Genomic DNA, 15,455 nt, shown 5'->3' on the forward strand with positions numbered 1-15,455 from the left:
CGGTCATGCACGCAGCGTTCGTCCTGCTGCTGGGCTCCTCGCTCGCCCGCTTCCTGACCCGCGACCTGGGCGACACGCGTACCGCATGGGTGGTCGCGCTGTTCGCCGTCTTCGGGCTGCTCTACGTCCTCGGACGGCTGCTGGCACCCGCACCGCGCCCCGGCGCCCGGCCCTCCGCCCGGCACCTGGCCTGGCTGGGCGCGGTGTCGGCCGTCTGGATCGTCCTGCTCGCCCTCGCGCCGAGCGCCACGTGGTGCGCCATGCCGCTGCTGTTCGCCGGCTTGCACGCGCTGCCCGCGCGGATCGCGGTGCCGGTGGTGGCCGGGCTCACTGCGCTGGTCGTCGCCTCCCAGGTGCGGGTGTCAGACGGCGCGCTCAATCCCAATATGGTCGTCGCCCCGCCGGCCATCGCGGCAGTCGCCACCGCCGTCCTGCTCCATCTGCAGCGCCAGGCTGCCAGACAGCGCGTCCTGATCGACGACCTGGTCCGCACCCGCCGTGACCTGGCCGCCACCGAGCGGCGGGCAGGCATCCTGACAGAACGACAGCGGCTGTCCACGGAAATCCACGACACCCTCGCGCAGGGCTTGTCCAGCCAGCAGATGCTGTTGCAGGCCGCCGAGCGCGTCTGGCAGGCGGACCCGGACACGGCCCGCGGGCACATCCGGGACGCGGCCGAGATCACGTCCCGCAGCCTGGCCGAGGCCCGCCGGTTCGTCCATGACCTGGCCCCGGCAGACCTCGCCGAGCGCACCCTGGCCGAGGCACTGAGCGCGCTCGCCGACCGCGAGAGCGGTCAGGGACTGACGGTGGACTTCCGGCTCGACGGCACCCCGGGCCTGCTGCCGGAGCGGGTCGAGGCGGCACTGCTGCGCATCGCGCAGGGCGCGCTGGCCAATGTGCGTGAGCACGCCGCGGCGACGCGGGCTGCGCTGACCCTCACCTGCCTGGACGATGAGATCTCGTTGGACATCGCCGACAACGGCCGCGGCTTCGACCCGGACGGCCCGCCGGCCCCCGGAGCGGGCCTGGCCCGCGGGCACGGGCTGCCGGCCATGCGTATCAGGGCACGGCAGTCGGGCGGCACCCTCACCGTGGAATCCACGCCGGGCGAGGGCACCGTCGTGTCGGCGGCCCTATCCCTCGCCCCCCTCGTCCCCAACACCTCGAGGGAGAACGCCTCGTGAGCCCCCAGGAGTCCGCCTCGCCGATCCGGCTGCTGCTGTGCGACGACCATGCCGTGGTACGTGCCGGGCTGCGCGCGCTGCTGTCCAGCACCGACGGCATCGAGGTGGTCGGTGAGGCGGGCAGCGGCGAGGAGGCTCTCGCCGTGGCAGCCCGCGTGCGACCCGACGTCGTGTTGATGGACCTCCAGCTCGGCGGCGGCATGGACGGCGTGACAGCCACCCGTCATCTGTCGTTCGGTGACGGAGAGGGTCCCGACACGCCGACCCCACGCGTGCTGGTGCTCACCATGTTCGACACCGACGCCGACATCACCCGCGCCATCGAAGCGGGCGCCACCGGCTACCTGCTCAAGGCCGAACGGCCGGAAGAGCTGTTCGCGGCGATCCGGAACGCGGCATCCGGCCGCACCGCACTCTCGGCTCCGATCGCCGACCGGGTGCTGGCCCAGATGCGCAGCCCGCGCCCCGCTCTGTCGGAGCGCGAGCGCGACATCCTCCAGCAGCTGGCACTGGGCCTGGGCAACCGCGAGATCGCCCGAGCCCTGTTCATCAGCGAGGCCACGGTCAAAACCCACCTGCGACGGATCTACGGCAAGCTGGGGGTGGAGACCCGAGCGGGGGCGGTGGCGCTCGCCAAAGAGCAGCGATTGCTGCCGTGACGCCGCTCCCGCCCGCGCAGGGCGCCTGAGGACCAGGAGTCCGTACGAGCAGCGCATGGGCCGGTCGCCGAGGTCATGCAGCATCTCCGCCGCTGGTGGCCCAGCTGTGCGAGTCGACCCATAGGCGGGCCGTCGCCGCTTTCCAGTCGAGCTCCCAACCGGGGCGCAGCCCGCGAGACGCCCAGCCGTCCCGGCGCCTGCCGGGGATCTCACGCCCGGTCCGGCTGGCGGTGAGCGCTGTCTCGTACACCTCGTGCGCGATCCGTATCGCCTCGTGCCTGGACCACGCCTCGCCGACAAAGACGTGCCGGCCTCGGGTGGTGGGGTTGTCGGTTCGCTGTATGGGGACGTCGACCTCGTAATAGGGCTTCGGCATGACGTCCAACTCCCTTCTGGCGCTGTTGCTCGGGGGCGGGCCGCGGGCAACCGACCACAGGAGTTGGAGGGTTTGGTCGGTCACCGCACCCTGACGACCACGGCGACCCGCGCCACAAGGGTCCGGATCGCACTGATCCTCGACTCAACATGGGCTTAACACCGGGTCGCCGCGGCCCGGTGCCTCCAGGACGGCCGTGACTGCCATGCACTCGTCCGGGTTGTGCAGGACGTGCTCGATTCGGCGCCGCCTGATCGTCGCCCGATCGTGACCCTGAAGGTGCCCGAACTGCCGCCCTCGCAGCCATATTCCATGACGTCCAACAAGCCGACTCCTATAGAGCAGCAGACAGGCTTGAGGAGCCGGCCAGCGCCGGGCTCGTACGCCCACGTTGACGAATGGCTCTCTGACGCCAGCCCACCCTGACGGCGAGCAACCCGCGTTGTGATACCTCGGATTCAAGGCCTCTGACTGGTCGTTTCAGAATGAGGTGCGGAGACGTCTCAAGCAGATATTGCTGCAAGCGACTTCGAGGACGCCCTGATGCACGTCGGCTCGTATCTCGTAGCGATGGCGTAACCGCTTGAATTGATGGAGCCAGGCGAAGGGCGCTCTACCACCCAACGGGAACGGGCCTGCTGCCCGCAGCTCGGTGCCACCTTCGCCCCCACTTCAACATATAGCCAACAGGGGGACTTGCGGCAAGGCCCCGGTGCTGGGCCAGAATTCTGGGCCGTGAGCTGAACCGCGCATGGCGAACTGAGACGGACGCGCACGCGGGCTCACATTCAAGAGGCGCCGACCGACCGTGGTCGAGGCCGCTGAACGAGGGGATTCCGATGCGCGTGCTGCTTTCGACAATCGGGTCGCGTGGTGATGTCCAGCCTTTGGTGGCGCTGGCATTGCGGTTGAGGGCGCTTGGGCAGGAAGTCCGCGTGTGCGCACCCCCTGATTTTCGTGACTGGATCGACACCCTCGGGATCCCCTTCACGCCCAGCGGCCCGGAGGTGCGTCAGACCGCGACATCCAGCGCACCAGTCGCGCGGGCCCAACCCTCGCCCGAGCAGTTGCGTCAGCTGGCGGAATCCACAGTCGCCACCCAGTTCGTGACGGTCACGGCGGCAGCCCAAGGCTGCGACATTCTTGTGGCAGGAGGATATTTGCAAATTGCCACTCGCTCGGTGGCCGAGCAGATGGGAATCCCCTACGTCTGGGCCGGTTACTGCCCGATAGCCCTGCCCTCCCCACACCACGCGCCTCCCCCATTGTCACTGCGGGGAGGGACACCGTCGGACGGTACGGCCGACAATCGCATGCTCTGGGCTCAGGATGCACGACGCTGGAACGACACCTTCGGCGCCGTTCTCAACGCGCATCGGGCATCAGCTGGCTTGGCCTCGGTCACTGACGTGCGGAGCCACATCTTCACCGACAAGCCGTGGTTGGCCGCCGACCCTACGTTGGGGCCCTGGCCTGATCCCGCGGACCGAGATGTACTTCAGACGGGCGCCTGGATCCTGCCGGACCAGCGCCCACTGTCTCCAGAGCTGGAGACATTCCTTGATGCCGGGGAGCCACCGGTCTACTTCGGCTTCGGCAGCATCCGCGCCCCACAGGACCTCAGCCAGGTGATGATCCAGGCGGCCCGTGCGCTGGGACACCGTGCCATCGTGTCCCGCGGGTGGGCCAGCCTGTCCCTGGTGGACGGTGAACCCGACTGTTTGTCCATCGGAGACGTCAACCAGCAGGCGCTTTTCAAGCGGGTTGCCGCTGTCGTGCACCACGGCGGCGCGGGCACCACAACCGCAGCCGCGCGAGCCGGAGCGCCCCAGGTCGTCATTCCTCAGGTCTACGACCAGCACTACTGGGCACAACGAATCGACCACCTCAAGATCGGAACCGGCCACCCGCCCGTCCCACCGACCGTCGACTCGCTGGCAGCAGCTCTCAGCCACGCTCTCCAGCCGGACGTAGCAACTCGTGCCCAATTCATCGCCGACGCAGTGCGCACTGACGGCACAAACACCGCCGCACAGCGATTGATGGCTGCGGACTCTCAAAGCTCATTCTGAACGAGTTCGGGACGATCGCCATGGAGAATCCGTCCGTGCTGGTCATGCGGAATGCTGGTCTCGTGGAGGATGCCGCCGACCGGCGCGGTGAGCGTTCTGGACTGCTGTAACGGCTGATCGAGGCGCTCGACTTGTGATCTGCCCGGTCGCGCTCGACGAGCGGGAGCTGATCCGTGAACCGGATCGTCCCGCTCGCCGCCACCAGGCAGTCGATGTCAGCCGCGAGCGCTGGGTCGTCGGGCCGTGGCCGGGGTTGGGGCGACGTCGTCATCGTCGTCCAGTGGCGGAAGGTCGATGGTGTACTGCGGTTCGCGAAACAGCCCCACATAGGCCGCGGTAGGTGTGGTGGCGTGGGTCGGCTCGTTGCCGGGATCGCGCCGGGTTGCAGCAGTACTCATGCAGGCCTTCCGAGGGTGAGGTGCGACGCGGCGTGGTCGTGCCACCGACGTCTGGGTGACTGTCCCGCCTGCTCGCCCCCTTGATGGGGTGACACGAGCAGCGAAGACTGGCTGATCATATGACCGTTTGGCGGGTGGGAGTGCTCTGCCACGCGTTGGCCGCCGTCTGTGGTGGCTTGAGGGGTCGAGGCGATGCCAATTCTGCCCGATGCGGGTGGCCTGGAGGCGCCGGCCCGCGAGCAGGCGCGGACTGCCCGGCCCCGCGGCGGCGGCGCTTACCAGGGCGGGTGCAGACGGACCTGCCCGGATCGGTGGCGCGTTGTCGCGCAGGCAAGATGGTCGCGGACCATGCTCGTACCCGAGCGCTCTGCCTCTGGTAGGCCAGAGCGGTGTGAAGGAGGTTGAGGCGTGTGCTGGTTCATGGTCCCTCCCAAGTGCAGGCGCTGCTCACACGGACGCGTTGACCGAGGCGCTGGCGTCGGCCATGGCGGACCTCAGCGCCGGGCGGGCTTCGGCGCCCGACAGGATCGCCGCGCTCGTGCCGAGCGAGAAGGGTTCCTGGCTGCCATGCCCGGCCATGTCCCTTCGGCAGGGATGCTCATGACCAAGCTGGTGTCCCCGTTCCCTCACAATTCCGGCACGTCCCTGCCCACCCACCAGGCCCTGATCCTCGTGTTCGATCGGGGACACAGGCGAGCCGTTGGGACTGCTGGACGGCACGGTCATCACCGCGGTCGATTACGCGGAGGCGCTCGACGGCGCCGACATCGCCGCCGCGTAGACCCACGCGGTCGAACCCGTTGTCCGGCGCTCATGGCTGACCCCGGGCGTGCATGTCACGTCGGTCGGCTTCAGCCGCACTGGCTCCCTTCCCGGCAGGCAGCAACGACTTGCTGATGCCGATCCGCGACGGCGTTGTCACCGCCGAGCACGTGCATGCCGAGCTGGGTGAGCTCGTCGCGGGGACCAGGCCGGGGCGTACCGCGGCCGATCAGATCACGCTCTACAAGTCGGCGGGCGTGGCGGTGCAGGACGCTGCCGCCGCGGCGCAGGTCATCCGCGCAGCCCGCGAGCGCCAAGTCGGCGAGGAGATCACACTGCGATGACCTTGGCTACGTCGGCCCTATGCCCGCGTTGCCATCGCGAGAGAAACGGCGTCGTCAATGCGCGCGTCGGCATGCGTCGCCGGTTTTCGGGCAGATCCAGCATTCGCCGACCCCTTGGTCGTTTCAGCGACCGACCGTCGGTGACCCGAAGGGAACCGGTAAATGTCTGTGAATGGAGGAAGACTCCCCGTGGAGAACGAGAACTGGCGTCAAGACGCGGCATGCGTCGAGGAAGATCCCGACCTGTTCTTCCCCGTCGGCAGCACGGGCCCCGCCCTGCTTCAGGTCACCGAGGCCAAGTCCGTCTGCGGCCGGTGCCCGGTCAGAGAGCAGTGCCTGGAGTGGGCCATAGAGCTTGGCCAGGACTTCGGGGTGTGGGGCGGACTCGACGAGAACGAACGGCGGGCGCTCAAGCGCCGGACGGCGAGGCGGCACTCCCGGGCGCGCAGCGCCGGCTAGCGGCGGAGCCGTCGGGAGGGCCGTGGGGCCGGCACCCGAAGCGGTACCCGGCCCCACCTCCATCCGCACCTGGATCGCGCCGCCGTCCCATCGGCCCGTGCCCGGGAGTACGGCTGGGCCGACCTGAGCCGCACGTGTCAGTCGTCGAGAACGGCGAGGCCGAGCTGGCGGAGGCGATCCGGGTCCGCGATCACATCGATTTCGGTGATCTTGTCGTCCGTGATGGTGAAGGCAAGTACCAGGAAAAGCCGTCCGCGGCGCGCCATCGCAAGTCCGACCGCTCCGTCGACCAGCGCCGGCCCGGTGAACCGGGCTCGTCCGGTGGCGGCCATCGCACCCTTGGCCACGGTCTGGGCGCCCAGGACGACGATGGGTTCGGTGGTGGGGACGACCGTCTTGTCGGCCCGGAGCACCACGTCGGGATGGAGCAGTGCGACCAGGGCTTCGAAGTCCCCGCCGCGCGTGGCCGCCAGGAAGGCGTCGACGACTCGACGCCGACGGGTCAGATCGGCACTGGGGACCGGGGCGCCTCCTTTGACCCGGCGGCGGGCGCGGCTCGCGAGCTGCCTCGCCGCCGTCGGGGAACGCTCGAGCATGATGCCGATCTCGTCGAAGGGCACGGCGAACATGTCGTGCAGTACGAAGGCGAGCCGCTCGGCCGGCGTCAGCGTGTCGAGCACCACCAGCATGGCCACCCCGACCGAGTCGGCCAGCAACGCCTCCTGCTCGGGATCGCGCCCGTCCTCATGTCCGAGCGCCGGGTCGGGCACCTGCATGTCAAGGGGATCCTCGCGGCGATGCTCGCGCGAGCGCAGCATGTTCAGACACACGCGTGAGACCACCGTGGTCAGCCACCCGGTGAGGTTCTCGACTTCGCTGGTGTCGGCGCGGCTGAGGCGCAGCCAAGCCTCCTGCACCGCGTCATCGGCCTCGCTGAGCGAGCCGAGCATCCGGTAGGCCACCGCTCGCAGGTGAGTCCGGTCTTCCTCGAAACGCTCGATCAGCAATGTGTTCTCGTCCATCGGTCACATTCCTCGTTCGCCGGGTGTCAGAGAAGTAGATCACCGAGAACCTACTGATCCGGCTGGGAGTTGAACGCCCGGCCCATACGAGTTCTGGAGAAGCCATGACGTCATCGATCCTGGTCACCGGCGGTACGGGCACGCTGGGAGGCCACGTCGTGCCGCTCCTGCGGGATGCCGGCTGCACCGTGCGGATCCTCAGCCGGCACAGCCGCGAGTCCGGAGACGACGGCGTTGAGTACGTGAGCGGTGACCTGCTCAAGAACGAGGGAATCGAGGCCGCGCTGGAGGGCGCCGAGACCGTCCTGCACCTCGCCGGCGGCCCCAAGGGCGACGACACGGCGACCAGGAACCTGCTGCAGGCGGCATCTCGAGCCGAGGTGCAACACCTGGTGTACATCTCGGTCATCGGGGCGGACAGGGTTCCGCTGGGCTGGTTCAGGTCCAAGCTGGGCGCGGAACGGGCGGTGGCCGACTCCGGCCTGCCGTGGACGACGCTGCGTGCCGCCCAGTTCCACGACCTGGTCCTGACCGTGGTGCAGAAGATGGCAAGGATGCCGGTGATACCTGTCCCGGGCGGACTGCGGTTCCAGCCGGTCGATTCGCGCGAGGTGGCAGCCCGGCTCGTGGAACTGACGCTCGACAAGCCGGCCGGCCTGGTGCCCGACCTGGCCGGGCCGAAGGTGTACGGGATGGCCGACCTGAGCCGCGGATACCTGCAGGCCCGCGGAAAGCGCCGGCTGATGATGCCGGTCCGGATGCCGGGGAAGGCCGGCCGCGCGTACCGGGCCGGCGAGAACCTGTCTCTCGAAGGGGCTGCGGTGGGCAAGCTGACCTGGGAAGAATTCCTGGCCGAGCGGGCGAGCTGACGTACCGTCCACTCGCCAACGACCCTCGCCGGGGCGGGAGTCGGGAAGCTGCTCGGCGGACCGACCGGCTCACGAGCTGCGGGCACCCCGGACAGCGGGGGTGATGCGCGGACACGGGGAAGCGCCGTGGGGATCGTGTGCGGGCTCTTGACAAGAGCAATGGTCTGGACCAGCTTGTACGTCCAGCGGTGGCCACCGTTTCGAATCGCACATCCCCCCACACGCGCCGCGCGTTCACACTGAGCACCATCTGTGTACTGCGGTGCGATCTTCTCCCCCCACGGAGGCCATGCAGTGCACAGGAAAGTACGCCCCCGCACGCTGAAAGCCATGCTCGCCGTCGGCGTTCTCGCGGCCGCCGGTATCGCCATACCTGCCGCCAATGCGACGGAGGAGCCGACGCCAAGCGCCACCTCGGCGGCCCCCACCGCCGTACCCGCGCACGCCCTGACCGGTTACTGGCAGAACTTCAACAACGGGGCGAGTGTCCAGACCCTGGCGCAGGTCCAGGACCAGTACGACATCATCGCGGTCTCGTTCGCTGATGCGACGGGCACGCCCGGCGCCGTCACGTTCAACCTCGACTCGGAGGGCCTCGGCGGCTACACCGTCGAGCAGTTCAAGGTGGACCTCGCCGCCAAGAAGGCAGCCGGAAAGTCCGTGATCATCTCCATCGGCGGCGAGAAGGGCGCGGTTGCCGTCAACGACGACGCCTCCGCGAAGGCCTTCGCCGACTCGGTGTACGGGCTGATGGAGGAGTACGGGTTCGACGGCGTGGACATCGACCTGGAGAACGGCCTCAACTCGACATACATGACACAGGCCCTGAAGTCACTGGCGGCGAAGGCCGGTTCGGGTCTCGTCCTGACGATGGCTCCGCAGACCATCGACATGCAGTCGACGTCGAACGAGTACTTCAAGACGGCGCTGAACGTGAAGGACATCCTCACCGTCGTCAACATGCAGTACTACAACAGCGGTTCGATGCTGGGCTGCGACGGAAAGGTCTACTCCCAGGGATCGGTCGACTTCCTCACCGCCCTCGCCTGCATCCAGCTCGAAGGCGGCCTCGACCCGTCCCAGGTCGGCATCGGCGTGCCCGCCTCCACCCGCGGCGCGGGCAGCGGCTACGTCGAGCCCTCGGTTGTGAACAACGCCCTCGACTGCCTGACACAGGGCACCAACTGCGGCTCGTTCAAGCCGTCGAAGACCTACCCGGGCCTGCGCGGCGCGATGACCTGGTCCACGAACTGGGATGCAGCTGCGGGCAACGCCTGGTCGGACGCCGTCGGACCGCACGTCCACAGCCTGTCGTAGCGCGGTGGGAATCGTCCGTACCAGCAGCTGCGCCGCCGCCCGGCTGCGCAGCTGCACGACCGTGCCAAGGGGGTCGCTCACCTGGAGGCGGCCGACTGTACCTGTCCGTCTGGGGGCTCGGCCCGCCGACGTTGCCGCGACTGGAGTCGGCCGGCAGCGATCTTGGAAGGCGGGATTCGTTGTGGCCGACGCCTGCACGGCATAGCGTTGATTGCCTCTCGACAAATCGTGGCGGAGGCCCATGTGAGCGATCCCCTGAGCGCGACCGCTGTCCATGCCTTTGGTGACGACGTGCTCGGCGAGCACGACGCGGTGGGCATGGCCAAGCTGATACGTGCCGGAGAAGCCGACCCGGTCGAGGTGGTGCTGGCCGCCGTGGAGCGGGTGCGGAAAGTCAGTGGGGATCTGCACGCCGTGCAAACTCCCGCGTACGACCGGGCCGTGGCCTCCGCCACGGGCGGGTCGGGAGTTTTCGCGGGGGTGCCGAGCTTCATCAAGGACAATGTCGACTACCGGGGCCTCCCCACGGGCTTCGGCAGCGCCGCGTACCTTGCGCGGCCCGCGAGGCGGCATGCGCCGTTCGCCCGGCAGTTCCTGAGCACCGGCGTGAGCGTGCTCGGCAAGACCCGGCTGCCCGAGTTCGGTTTCAACGCCACGACCGAGTTCGAGAACGCGGCACCGGTGTGCAACCCCTGGCACACGGGGCACTCTGCGGGCGGCTCGTCGGGTGGCAGCGCTGCGCTGGTGGCCGCCGGCGCCGTGCCGATCGCGCACGCCAACGACGGCGGTGGCTCGATCCGCATCCCGGCCGCCTGCTGCGGACTGGTCGGCCTCAAGGCCACTCGCGGCAGGCTGGTCGCCAACGAAGAAGGCCGCACTCTGCCCATCAACCTGGTCAGCGACGGCGTACTGAGCCGATCCGTACGGGACACCGCCGTGTTTTTCGCAGCCGCGGAGAAACACTGGCGCAACCCGAAGCTGCCACCGCTCGGCCTGGTCGAGGGCCCGTCACAACGTCGTCTGCGTATCGGGCTGTTGCTCGATTCCCCGACCGGCGTCACCACGGACGCCGTCACCCGAGCTGCCGTGACGGACACCGCGGCCGCGCTGGAGACGCTCGGCCACACCGTGGTGCCGGTACGGATCGCGTTGGACGGACGCTTCGCCGAGGACTTCATCACCTACTGGGGCATGCTGTCCTTCCTCGTGGGCGCTACGGGCAAGCGGTTGGACCGCCATTTCGACCGGCGCCGCATGGACGGTCTCAGCCAGGGCTTGCGCGCCCACTACCGGCGCCGGATTGGCAGCACCCCGGCGGTGCTGCGTCGGCTGAGCCGCTCACGCGAGGCGTACGCGGCGGCCTTCCGTGACCTGGACCTCATGCTCTCGCCGGTGCTCGCGCACACCACGCCGCGACTGGGCCACCTCAGCCCCGATGTGCCGTACGAGACGCTGATCGAGCGGCTTACCTCCTACGTTGCCTTCACCCCACTGAACAATGTGGTGGGCAGCCCCGCGATCTCCTTGCCCGCGCGCATCGCCACCGAGGACGGCCTGCCGATCGGGGTGATGTTCTCCGCCCGGAACGGCGACGAACGCACGCTGCTGGAAATCGCGTTCGCTTTGGAGGCCGACCGGCCCTGGCGCCGCATCCAGGACAGCCGGCCGTCGACGTCATGACCTGTTTCCCTCGTCCGGCGCGGCGTCCGCGGCGGTCCGGACTTGGTCGCGCAGCTCGCGCAGCGCGTCGGCAGGGGCACCCAGCCCATTCAGCGTGAGGCGCGCGGCCTCCACCCGGGAATCTGGGTTTGTGGTGCAGGCGAAGACGAGCGACTGGTGCAGCATCCACTGGTGGTAGGACAACAGCCGTGCGGCGCGTTCGCGGGCTTCGGCGACGTCGCCGTCCGCGGGCAGGGCGCCCAGCATCCCTCGCAGGCGGTGGTAGACGACCACCTGCTCCCCGCATGCTTTGGCGACTGCGCCTGATACCTGCTCCGGCTCTCCGCATGCGGCTACCACCTGGTCCGCCTGCCGTTGCGCGGCGACTGCCACGTCGAGCACGTCGGCCAGGGTCCGGAGCTGCTCGGATCGTGCGGGCGGCATCGGAGTCGTCTGCACGGCGGGCCACCAGTGCCGGAGGGCACGGGCTGTGCGGTGCAGCAGGTCGTGTGTCGCAAGGGCTAGGCGTGACCGCGGCTGCTGAATGTCGTGTACGGGCATGGTTCCTCCTGGTCACAGCCCGACCGGGCACCCGTCAGCGGAAGATCCGCAGTTTGCGGTGAGCGGTATCGCCTGCACGCTGTGCACCACCTTCAGTGTGCGCCGTCAATCGCCTGGGGCACAGGACCGGGGACGAGGTGGGGTCGAGGCGGGTCTCGGCCGGGAATGCGACGTGGTCCTGGTGTGTTGTCGCAGTCAGCAAGCCAGTGAAAACGAAAATCACCCCAATTTACGGGGTGGAGTCGTTGGAATCGTGTGGAGGCATCACATGGCACGAAGCGACACCCGACCGGTCATCACGCTCCGGTCGACTGCTGGGACCGGTCACACCTACGTCACCCGCAAGAGTCGGCGCAACGACCCCGACCGTCTCCTGCTGCGCAAGTACGACCCCACGCTCGGCCAGCACGTTGTGTTCCGCGAGGAACGCTGATCCGCTCCCGCACACCGCGGGCGACCAATCGCCTCGTCTCCACGAAGGAGGCCCCGCCGGCCGTATCGAGCGATTTGAGCGCCGCTACGCGTCCGCGGCCTCCAGGGGCTGACCGCCCGCGGCCCGTGGTGGGCGCTCGGTCGGACATCCATCACGGTCCTGTGGGGTCAAGGGGTCACAGGTTCGCATCCTGTCGTCCCGGCGGTGCTGAGGGTCTTCACAGGTAAGAACCTGTGGAGGCCCTCCATTCGTGCTGCAGGGGCCCTTGCTCTTCTGGGCTCGTTCAGGACCCCCAGGTGCACGTCTTGTTCGACCTGGTAGACGATCTAGAGGTGCGTGGGCACACCGATGCGCTGATGGACACGATTGCTCGGAGCCGTGATGAGGGGGGTTGGTCGGTAGATGTCCCGTATGGCGGGTGTTCGCGATGACGTTCCCGAGAAGGGTCGGACCGGCACAAGCGAGGCAGCCGCCGGCGACGGTGGGCCGGGCGCGGTGCGTGGTGTCCTTCGAGGGCAATTGCGTCCCGCGCTGGGCTGGTTGGTGCGCTTCGTCGGGAGCACGCTGCTGGGGGAGTGGCGTGGCATTGTCGTGGCGCCTGTGCGGGAACTTCTGCGCCGGGGGGTGGGCGGAGTCTCGTTGGCGTTGCTGGCCACAAGCTCGGTGATCTTCTTCCACGCGATTCACCAAACGCCGAAGGGTGCGGTGGTGGTGCGCCTGTTAGGCGAAGTGCGTGCCGATTTGCCCCTCCCGCTGGCCCTGTTGCGGACTCCCGTGTCCCTGTTCGTCCCTGCCCTCGACCTGCCGGTGTGGGCGGGCATCACACAGTTGTTTCTGGCGTTCGCGATTGCCGAACTTTCGCTGGGTCGTGCCCGGACGCTTGTGGTCGCCTATGCCACGACTCTGGCGGGCACACTCAGCGTCCGGGTGATGATCGCGATCGGCCCGGGGTGGTGGGGGCTGGGACTGCCGCCCGAGATCGGGCAGGTGCTCGATACGGGACCATCCGCTGCTGTGGTAGGGCTGTTCACCTACATTGCGGTGATCCGGCGGGCGCCTGTTCTGTTCGCTTTCACTGGTGGCTCGATGCTGCTGGAGTCTGTCGTCAAGCCCAATCTGGCAGCTCGTGAGCACCTGATCGCGATCGGCGCCGCAATCGTCCTGGGGCTGCTTCACGGACGCTTCCCGGCTCGTCGACCGAGGCCTGAGGACGTGCTCCCGGCGACGCTGAACCCGGGTTATGGATCACCTCCCGTCGGTGCCACGAACCGGCGAAAGCGCGACCATGAACGGCCGTTGGGAGGCGTGATCGATGAGCGCCGGCTCAATGTGCCGCTTCCCCGCCGAGCGGGTAGCGGCCCGCCGCCTGCGGCTGCCCTGGGGGCCGGCTCAGCCCCGATCCAGCGGGCTTGCCGATGCGAATCGGGTGAGCCGGGGGCCGGCTGCTGCGGGGCTGATTGAGCCGGAATTGGTCATATTCCTCCCGCAGTTGGTGGGTTCGGATTCCGGTGCGGCAGAGGGCGGCGAACCTTCACGCCCCGGCCGTTGCCCCGGACGCACCGCCGCCACCACCGTCTGAAGCGCTCTTCAACAACTCGCGGTGGGCCCATCATCTACGGGGGAGTAGGAAGCAGACGAGGAAGTCCATGGGTCTTTGGCCATTGATACACACACGTGATCGACGCTAGCTTTCGTCGTCACGTACCCCGCCCGTGCGTACTCAATTCGGGCGGTCCTACTGATGATGCGGAGTACCCCCATGGCTCATCTGCGCTCCAGACGCCTGCGTGCCGCCCTCGCGGTACCGGCCGGACTGGCGCTGACCGCGTCGCTCGGCTTTCTGCCGGGCGCCGCCTCCGCCCAGGCCGCCGGGCAGGACACCCCTGCCACGGCGACCGCGGACGGCCCCGTGCTCTCGTACGTGGTCAACACCAAGGCGAACCACGGCACCATCAAGGCTGTTGAGACGGCGATAGCCAAGGCCGGCGGCACCGTTGTCATCACTCACGCGAAGATCGGCGTCATCGTCGTCCACTCGGCGAACCCCGACTTCGCCAAGCAGATGCGCACGGTCAAGGGCGTTCAGAGTGCGGGTGCAACGCGTACCGCCGCACTCGCCCCTGCGAGCACCACCGAGAGCGGCGCCCCGGAGTACGTGGACAGTGCCAAGGCCCAGGCTGTTACGGCCGCCGCCGATGGCACCGAGCCGCTCGAGGACGACCAGTGGGACCTGCGCGCCATCGGCGCGGACAAGGCCGCGAAGATCAACCCGGGCAGCAGGAACGTCACCGTCGCCGTGATCGACACCGGTGTCGACGACACCCACCCCGACCTCGCCGCGAACTTCTCCAAGAGCCAGTCCGCCAACTGCGTGGGCGGCGTCGCGGACACCAGCGAAGGTGCCTGGCGTCCTTACGACCCCGCGAGCGACTACCACGGCACGCACGTCGCCGGTGAGATAGCCGCCGCCCGCAACGGCATCGGCGTGGCCGGTGTTGCTCCGGGCGTCAAGGTCGCCTCGATCAAGGTGAGCGACCCGAAGACCAGCCTGTTCTTCCCGGAGAGCGTCGTCTGCGCGTTCGTCTTCGCCGCCGACCACGGTGTCGAGATAACCAACAACAGCTACTACATCGACCCGTGGCTCTACAACTGCCTCGACGACCCGGACCAGAAGGCCATCGTCGACGCGGTCAACCGAGCCTCGTTGTACGCGCAGAGCAAGGGCACGCTGCACGTCGCGTCGGCGGGCAACTCGAACGACGACCTCGACTCGGACGCGATCGTCGACGACTCCAGCCCCGACGACACCACCCCGGCCCCGCGGACCGTCGACCCGCACAAGTGCTTCGACATCCCGACCCAGCTGCCGGGTGTCGTCACGGTCTCCGCGACCGGCGTGCAGAACCTCAAGTCGTACTACTCCAGCTACGGACTCGGCGTCGTCGACGTCGCGGCCCCGGGCGGCGACAAGTACCAGATCCCGGACACCCCGTCGAAGAACGGCCGGATCCTCGCCACCATGCCCAACAACGGATACGCCTTCCTGCAGGGCACCTCGATGGCCGGCCCGCACGTGGCCGGCGTCGCGGCCCTCCTCAAGAGCACCCACCCGTGGGCCGGCCCGCAGGCTCTCCAGGCGCTGCTCAAGGCCCAGGCGGACAACCCGGGTTGCCCGACCGGGCTGTACGACCCCGACGGCAACGGTGTCGAAGACTCGACCTGCAAAGGCACCGGGCGGGTGAACGGCTTCTACGGCTACGGCATCGTCAACGCGCTCGACGCCGTCACAAGGCACTGACACACCGCGCCCTGAGGCCTGCAGCGTCCGCAGCGTCTG

General features: G+C 68.6%; 15 protein-coding genes and 1 pseudogene. 11 read left to right on the plus strand and 5 right to left on the minus strand.

The features are described from left to right. The first annotated feature begins 5 nt into the window (after window positions 1-5). Together OG729_RS38125 and OG729_RS38130 are read left to right on the plus strand one after the other, a co-directional pair. Window positions 6-1,187, plus strand: coding sequence for a sensor histidine kinase (locus OG729_RS38125; protein ID WP_405811431.1), 1,182 nt, complete (start codon window positions 6-8; stop codon window positions 1,185-1,187). Beyond that, window positions 1,184-1,846, plus strand: a complete 663-nt coding sequence (locus OG729_RS38130) for a response regulator (RefSeq protein WP_405810696.1) — start codon at window positions 1,184-1,186, stop codon at window positions 1,844-1,846. Before OG729_RS38125 ends, OG729_RS38130 begins: the two co-directional genes overlap by 4 nt. Before the next feature lie 73 nt (window positions 1,847-1,919). On the opposite strand, the gene OG729_RS38135 is transcribed toward OG729_RS38130, so the two are convergent. Then, window positions 1,920-2,222 (minus strand): hypothetical protein, encoded by a 303-nt coding sequence (locus tag OG729_RS38135; protein WP_360875098.1) that lies wholly within the window; start codon window positions 2,220-2,222, stop codon window positions 1,920-1,922. A gap of 480 nt (window positions 2,223-2,702) precedes the next feature. Then, window positions 2,703-2,854: pseudogene (locus OG729_RS38140) on the minus strand (transposase); the annotation flags it as partial. Window positions 2,855-3,061: 207 nt separating this feature from the next. Between OG729_RS38140 and OG729_RS38145 the strand changes: the two are divergent. Continuing rightward, window positions 3,062-4,294 carry a glycosyltransferase gene (locus OG729_RS38145; RefSeq protein ID WP_405810697.1) on the plus strand — a complete coding sequence of 411 codons (1,233 nt, stop codon included), beginning with the start codon at window positions 3,062-3,064 and terminating at the stop codon, window positions 4,292-4,294. A gap of 215 nt (window positions 4,295-4,509) precedes the next feature. Here OG729_RS38145 and OG729_RS38150 read toward each other — a convergent pair whose 3' ends face one another. Further along, window positions 4,510-4,692, minus strand: a complete 183-nt coding sequence (locus OG729_RS38150) for a hypothetical protein (RefSeq protein WP_360875092.1) — start codon at window positions 4,690-4,692, stop codon at window positions 4,510-4,512. Between the two features lie 896 nt (window positions 4,693-5,588). Between OG729_RS38150 and OG729_RS38155 the strand changes: the two genes are divergently transcribed. Both OG729_RS38155 and OG729_RS38160 read left to right on the plus strand, forming a co-directional pair. Further along, a complete protein-coding gene (locus tag OG729_RS38155; protein WP_405810699.1) occupies window positions 5,589-5,798 on the plus strand; it encodes a hypothetical protein in 210 nt (69 codons plus the stop codon). A 189-nt stretch (window positions 5,799-5,987) separates the two neighbouring features. Next, window positions 5,988-6,257, plus strand: a complete 270-nt coding sequence (locus OG729_RS38160; RefSeq protein WP_405810700.1) for a WhiB family transcriptional regulator — start codon at window positions 5,988-5,990, stop codon at window positions 6,255-6,257. Window positions 6,258-6,394: 137 nt separating this feature from the next. Here the strand turns inward: OG729_RS38160 and OG729_RS38165 are convergent, their stop codons facing one another. After that, the gene (locus tag OG729_RS38165; RefSeq protein ID WP_360875081.1) at window positions 6,395-7,279 is read right to left on the minus strand and encodes a sigma-70 family RNA polymerase sigma factor; all 885 of its coding nucleotides are present in this window, start codon (window positions 7,277-7,279) and stop codon (window positions 6,395-6,397) included. Window positions 7,280-7,383: 104 nt separating this feature from the next. Between OG729_RS38165 and OG729_RS38170 the strand changes: the two genes are divergently transcribed. The 3 genes from OG729_RS38170 (at window position 7,384) to OG729_RS38180 (ending at window position 11,145) form a co-directional block, all read left to right on the plus strand. Further along, window positions 7,384-8,148: an NAD(P)H-binding protein gene (locus OG729_RS38170; protein WP_360875078.1), complete on the plus strand. Its 765-nt coding sequence runs from the start codon at window positions 7,384-7,386 to the stop codon at window positions 8,146-8,148. Window positions 8,149-8,478: 330 nt separating this feature from the next. After that, window positions 8,479-9,465 (plus strand): chitinase, encoded by a 987-nt coding sequence (locus OG729_RS38175; RefSeq protein WP_405811433.1) that lies wholly within the window; start codon window positions 8,479-8,481, stop codon window positions 9,463-9,465. 243 nt (window positions 9,466-9,708) lie between these two features. Continuing rightward, a complete protein-coding gene (locus OG729_RS38180) occupies window positions 9,709-11,145 on the plus strand; it encodes an amidase (RefSeq protein WP_405810703.1) in 1,437 nt (478 codons plus the stop codon). On the opposite strand, the gene OG729_RS38185 is transcribed toward OG729_RS38180, so the two are convergent. Then, window positions 11,140-11,685: a hypothetical protein gene (locus OG729_RS38185; RefSeq protein WP_405810704.1), complete on the minus strand. Its 546-nt coding sequence runs from the start codon at window positions 11,683-11,685 to the stop codon at window positions 11,140-11,142. The genes OG729_RS38180 and OG729_RS38185 overlap by 6 nt on opposite strands. A gap of 268 nt (window positions 11,686-11,953) precedes the next feature. On the opposite strand from OG729_RS38185, the gene rpmG reads away from it, so the two are divergent. The 3 genes from rpmG to OG729_RS38200 all read left to right on the plus strand — a co-directional run bounded on the left by rpmG (window position 11,954) and on the right by OG729_RS38200 (window position 15,416). Next, window positions 11,954-12,118, plus strand: a complete 165-nt coding sequence (gene rpmG / locus OG729_RS38190) for a 50S ribosomal protein L33 (RefSeq protein ID WP_360875072.1) — start codon at window positions 11,954-11,956, stop codon at window positions 12,116-12,118. A gap of 639 nt (window positions 12,119-12,757) precedes the next feature. After that, window positions 12,758-13,579, plus strand: a complete 822-nt coding sequence (locus tag OG729_RS38195) for a hypothetical protein (protein WP_405810705.1) — start codon at window positions 12,758-12,760, stop codon at window positions 13,577-13,579. Window positions 13,580-13,877: 298 nt separating this feature from the next. Beyond that, window positions 13,878-15,416: a S8 family peptidase gene (locus OG729_RS38200; RefSeq protein ID WP_405810706.1), complete on the plus strand. Its 1,539-nt coding sequence runs from the start codon at window positions 13,878-13,880 to the stop codon at window positions 15,414-15,416. Window positions 15,417-15,455 lie beyond the last annotated feature (39 nt).

Source organism: Streptomyces sp. NBC_00210, assembly GCF_045160975.1.
Taxonomy (GTDB): Bacteria; Actinomycetota; Actinomycetes; order Streptomycetales; family Streptomycetaceae; genus Streptomyces.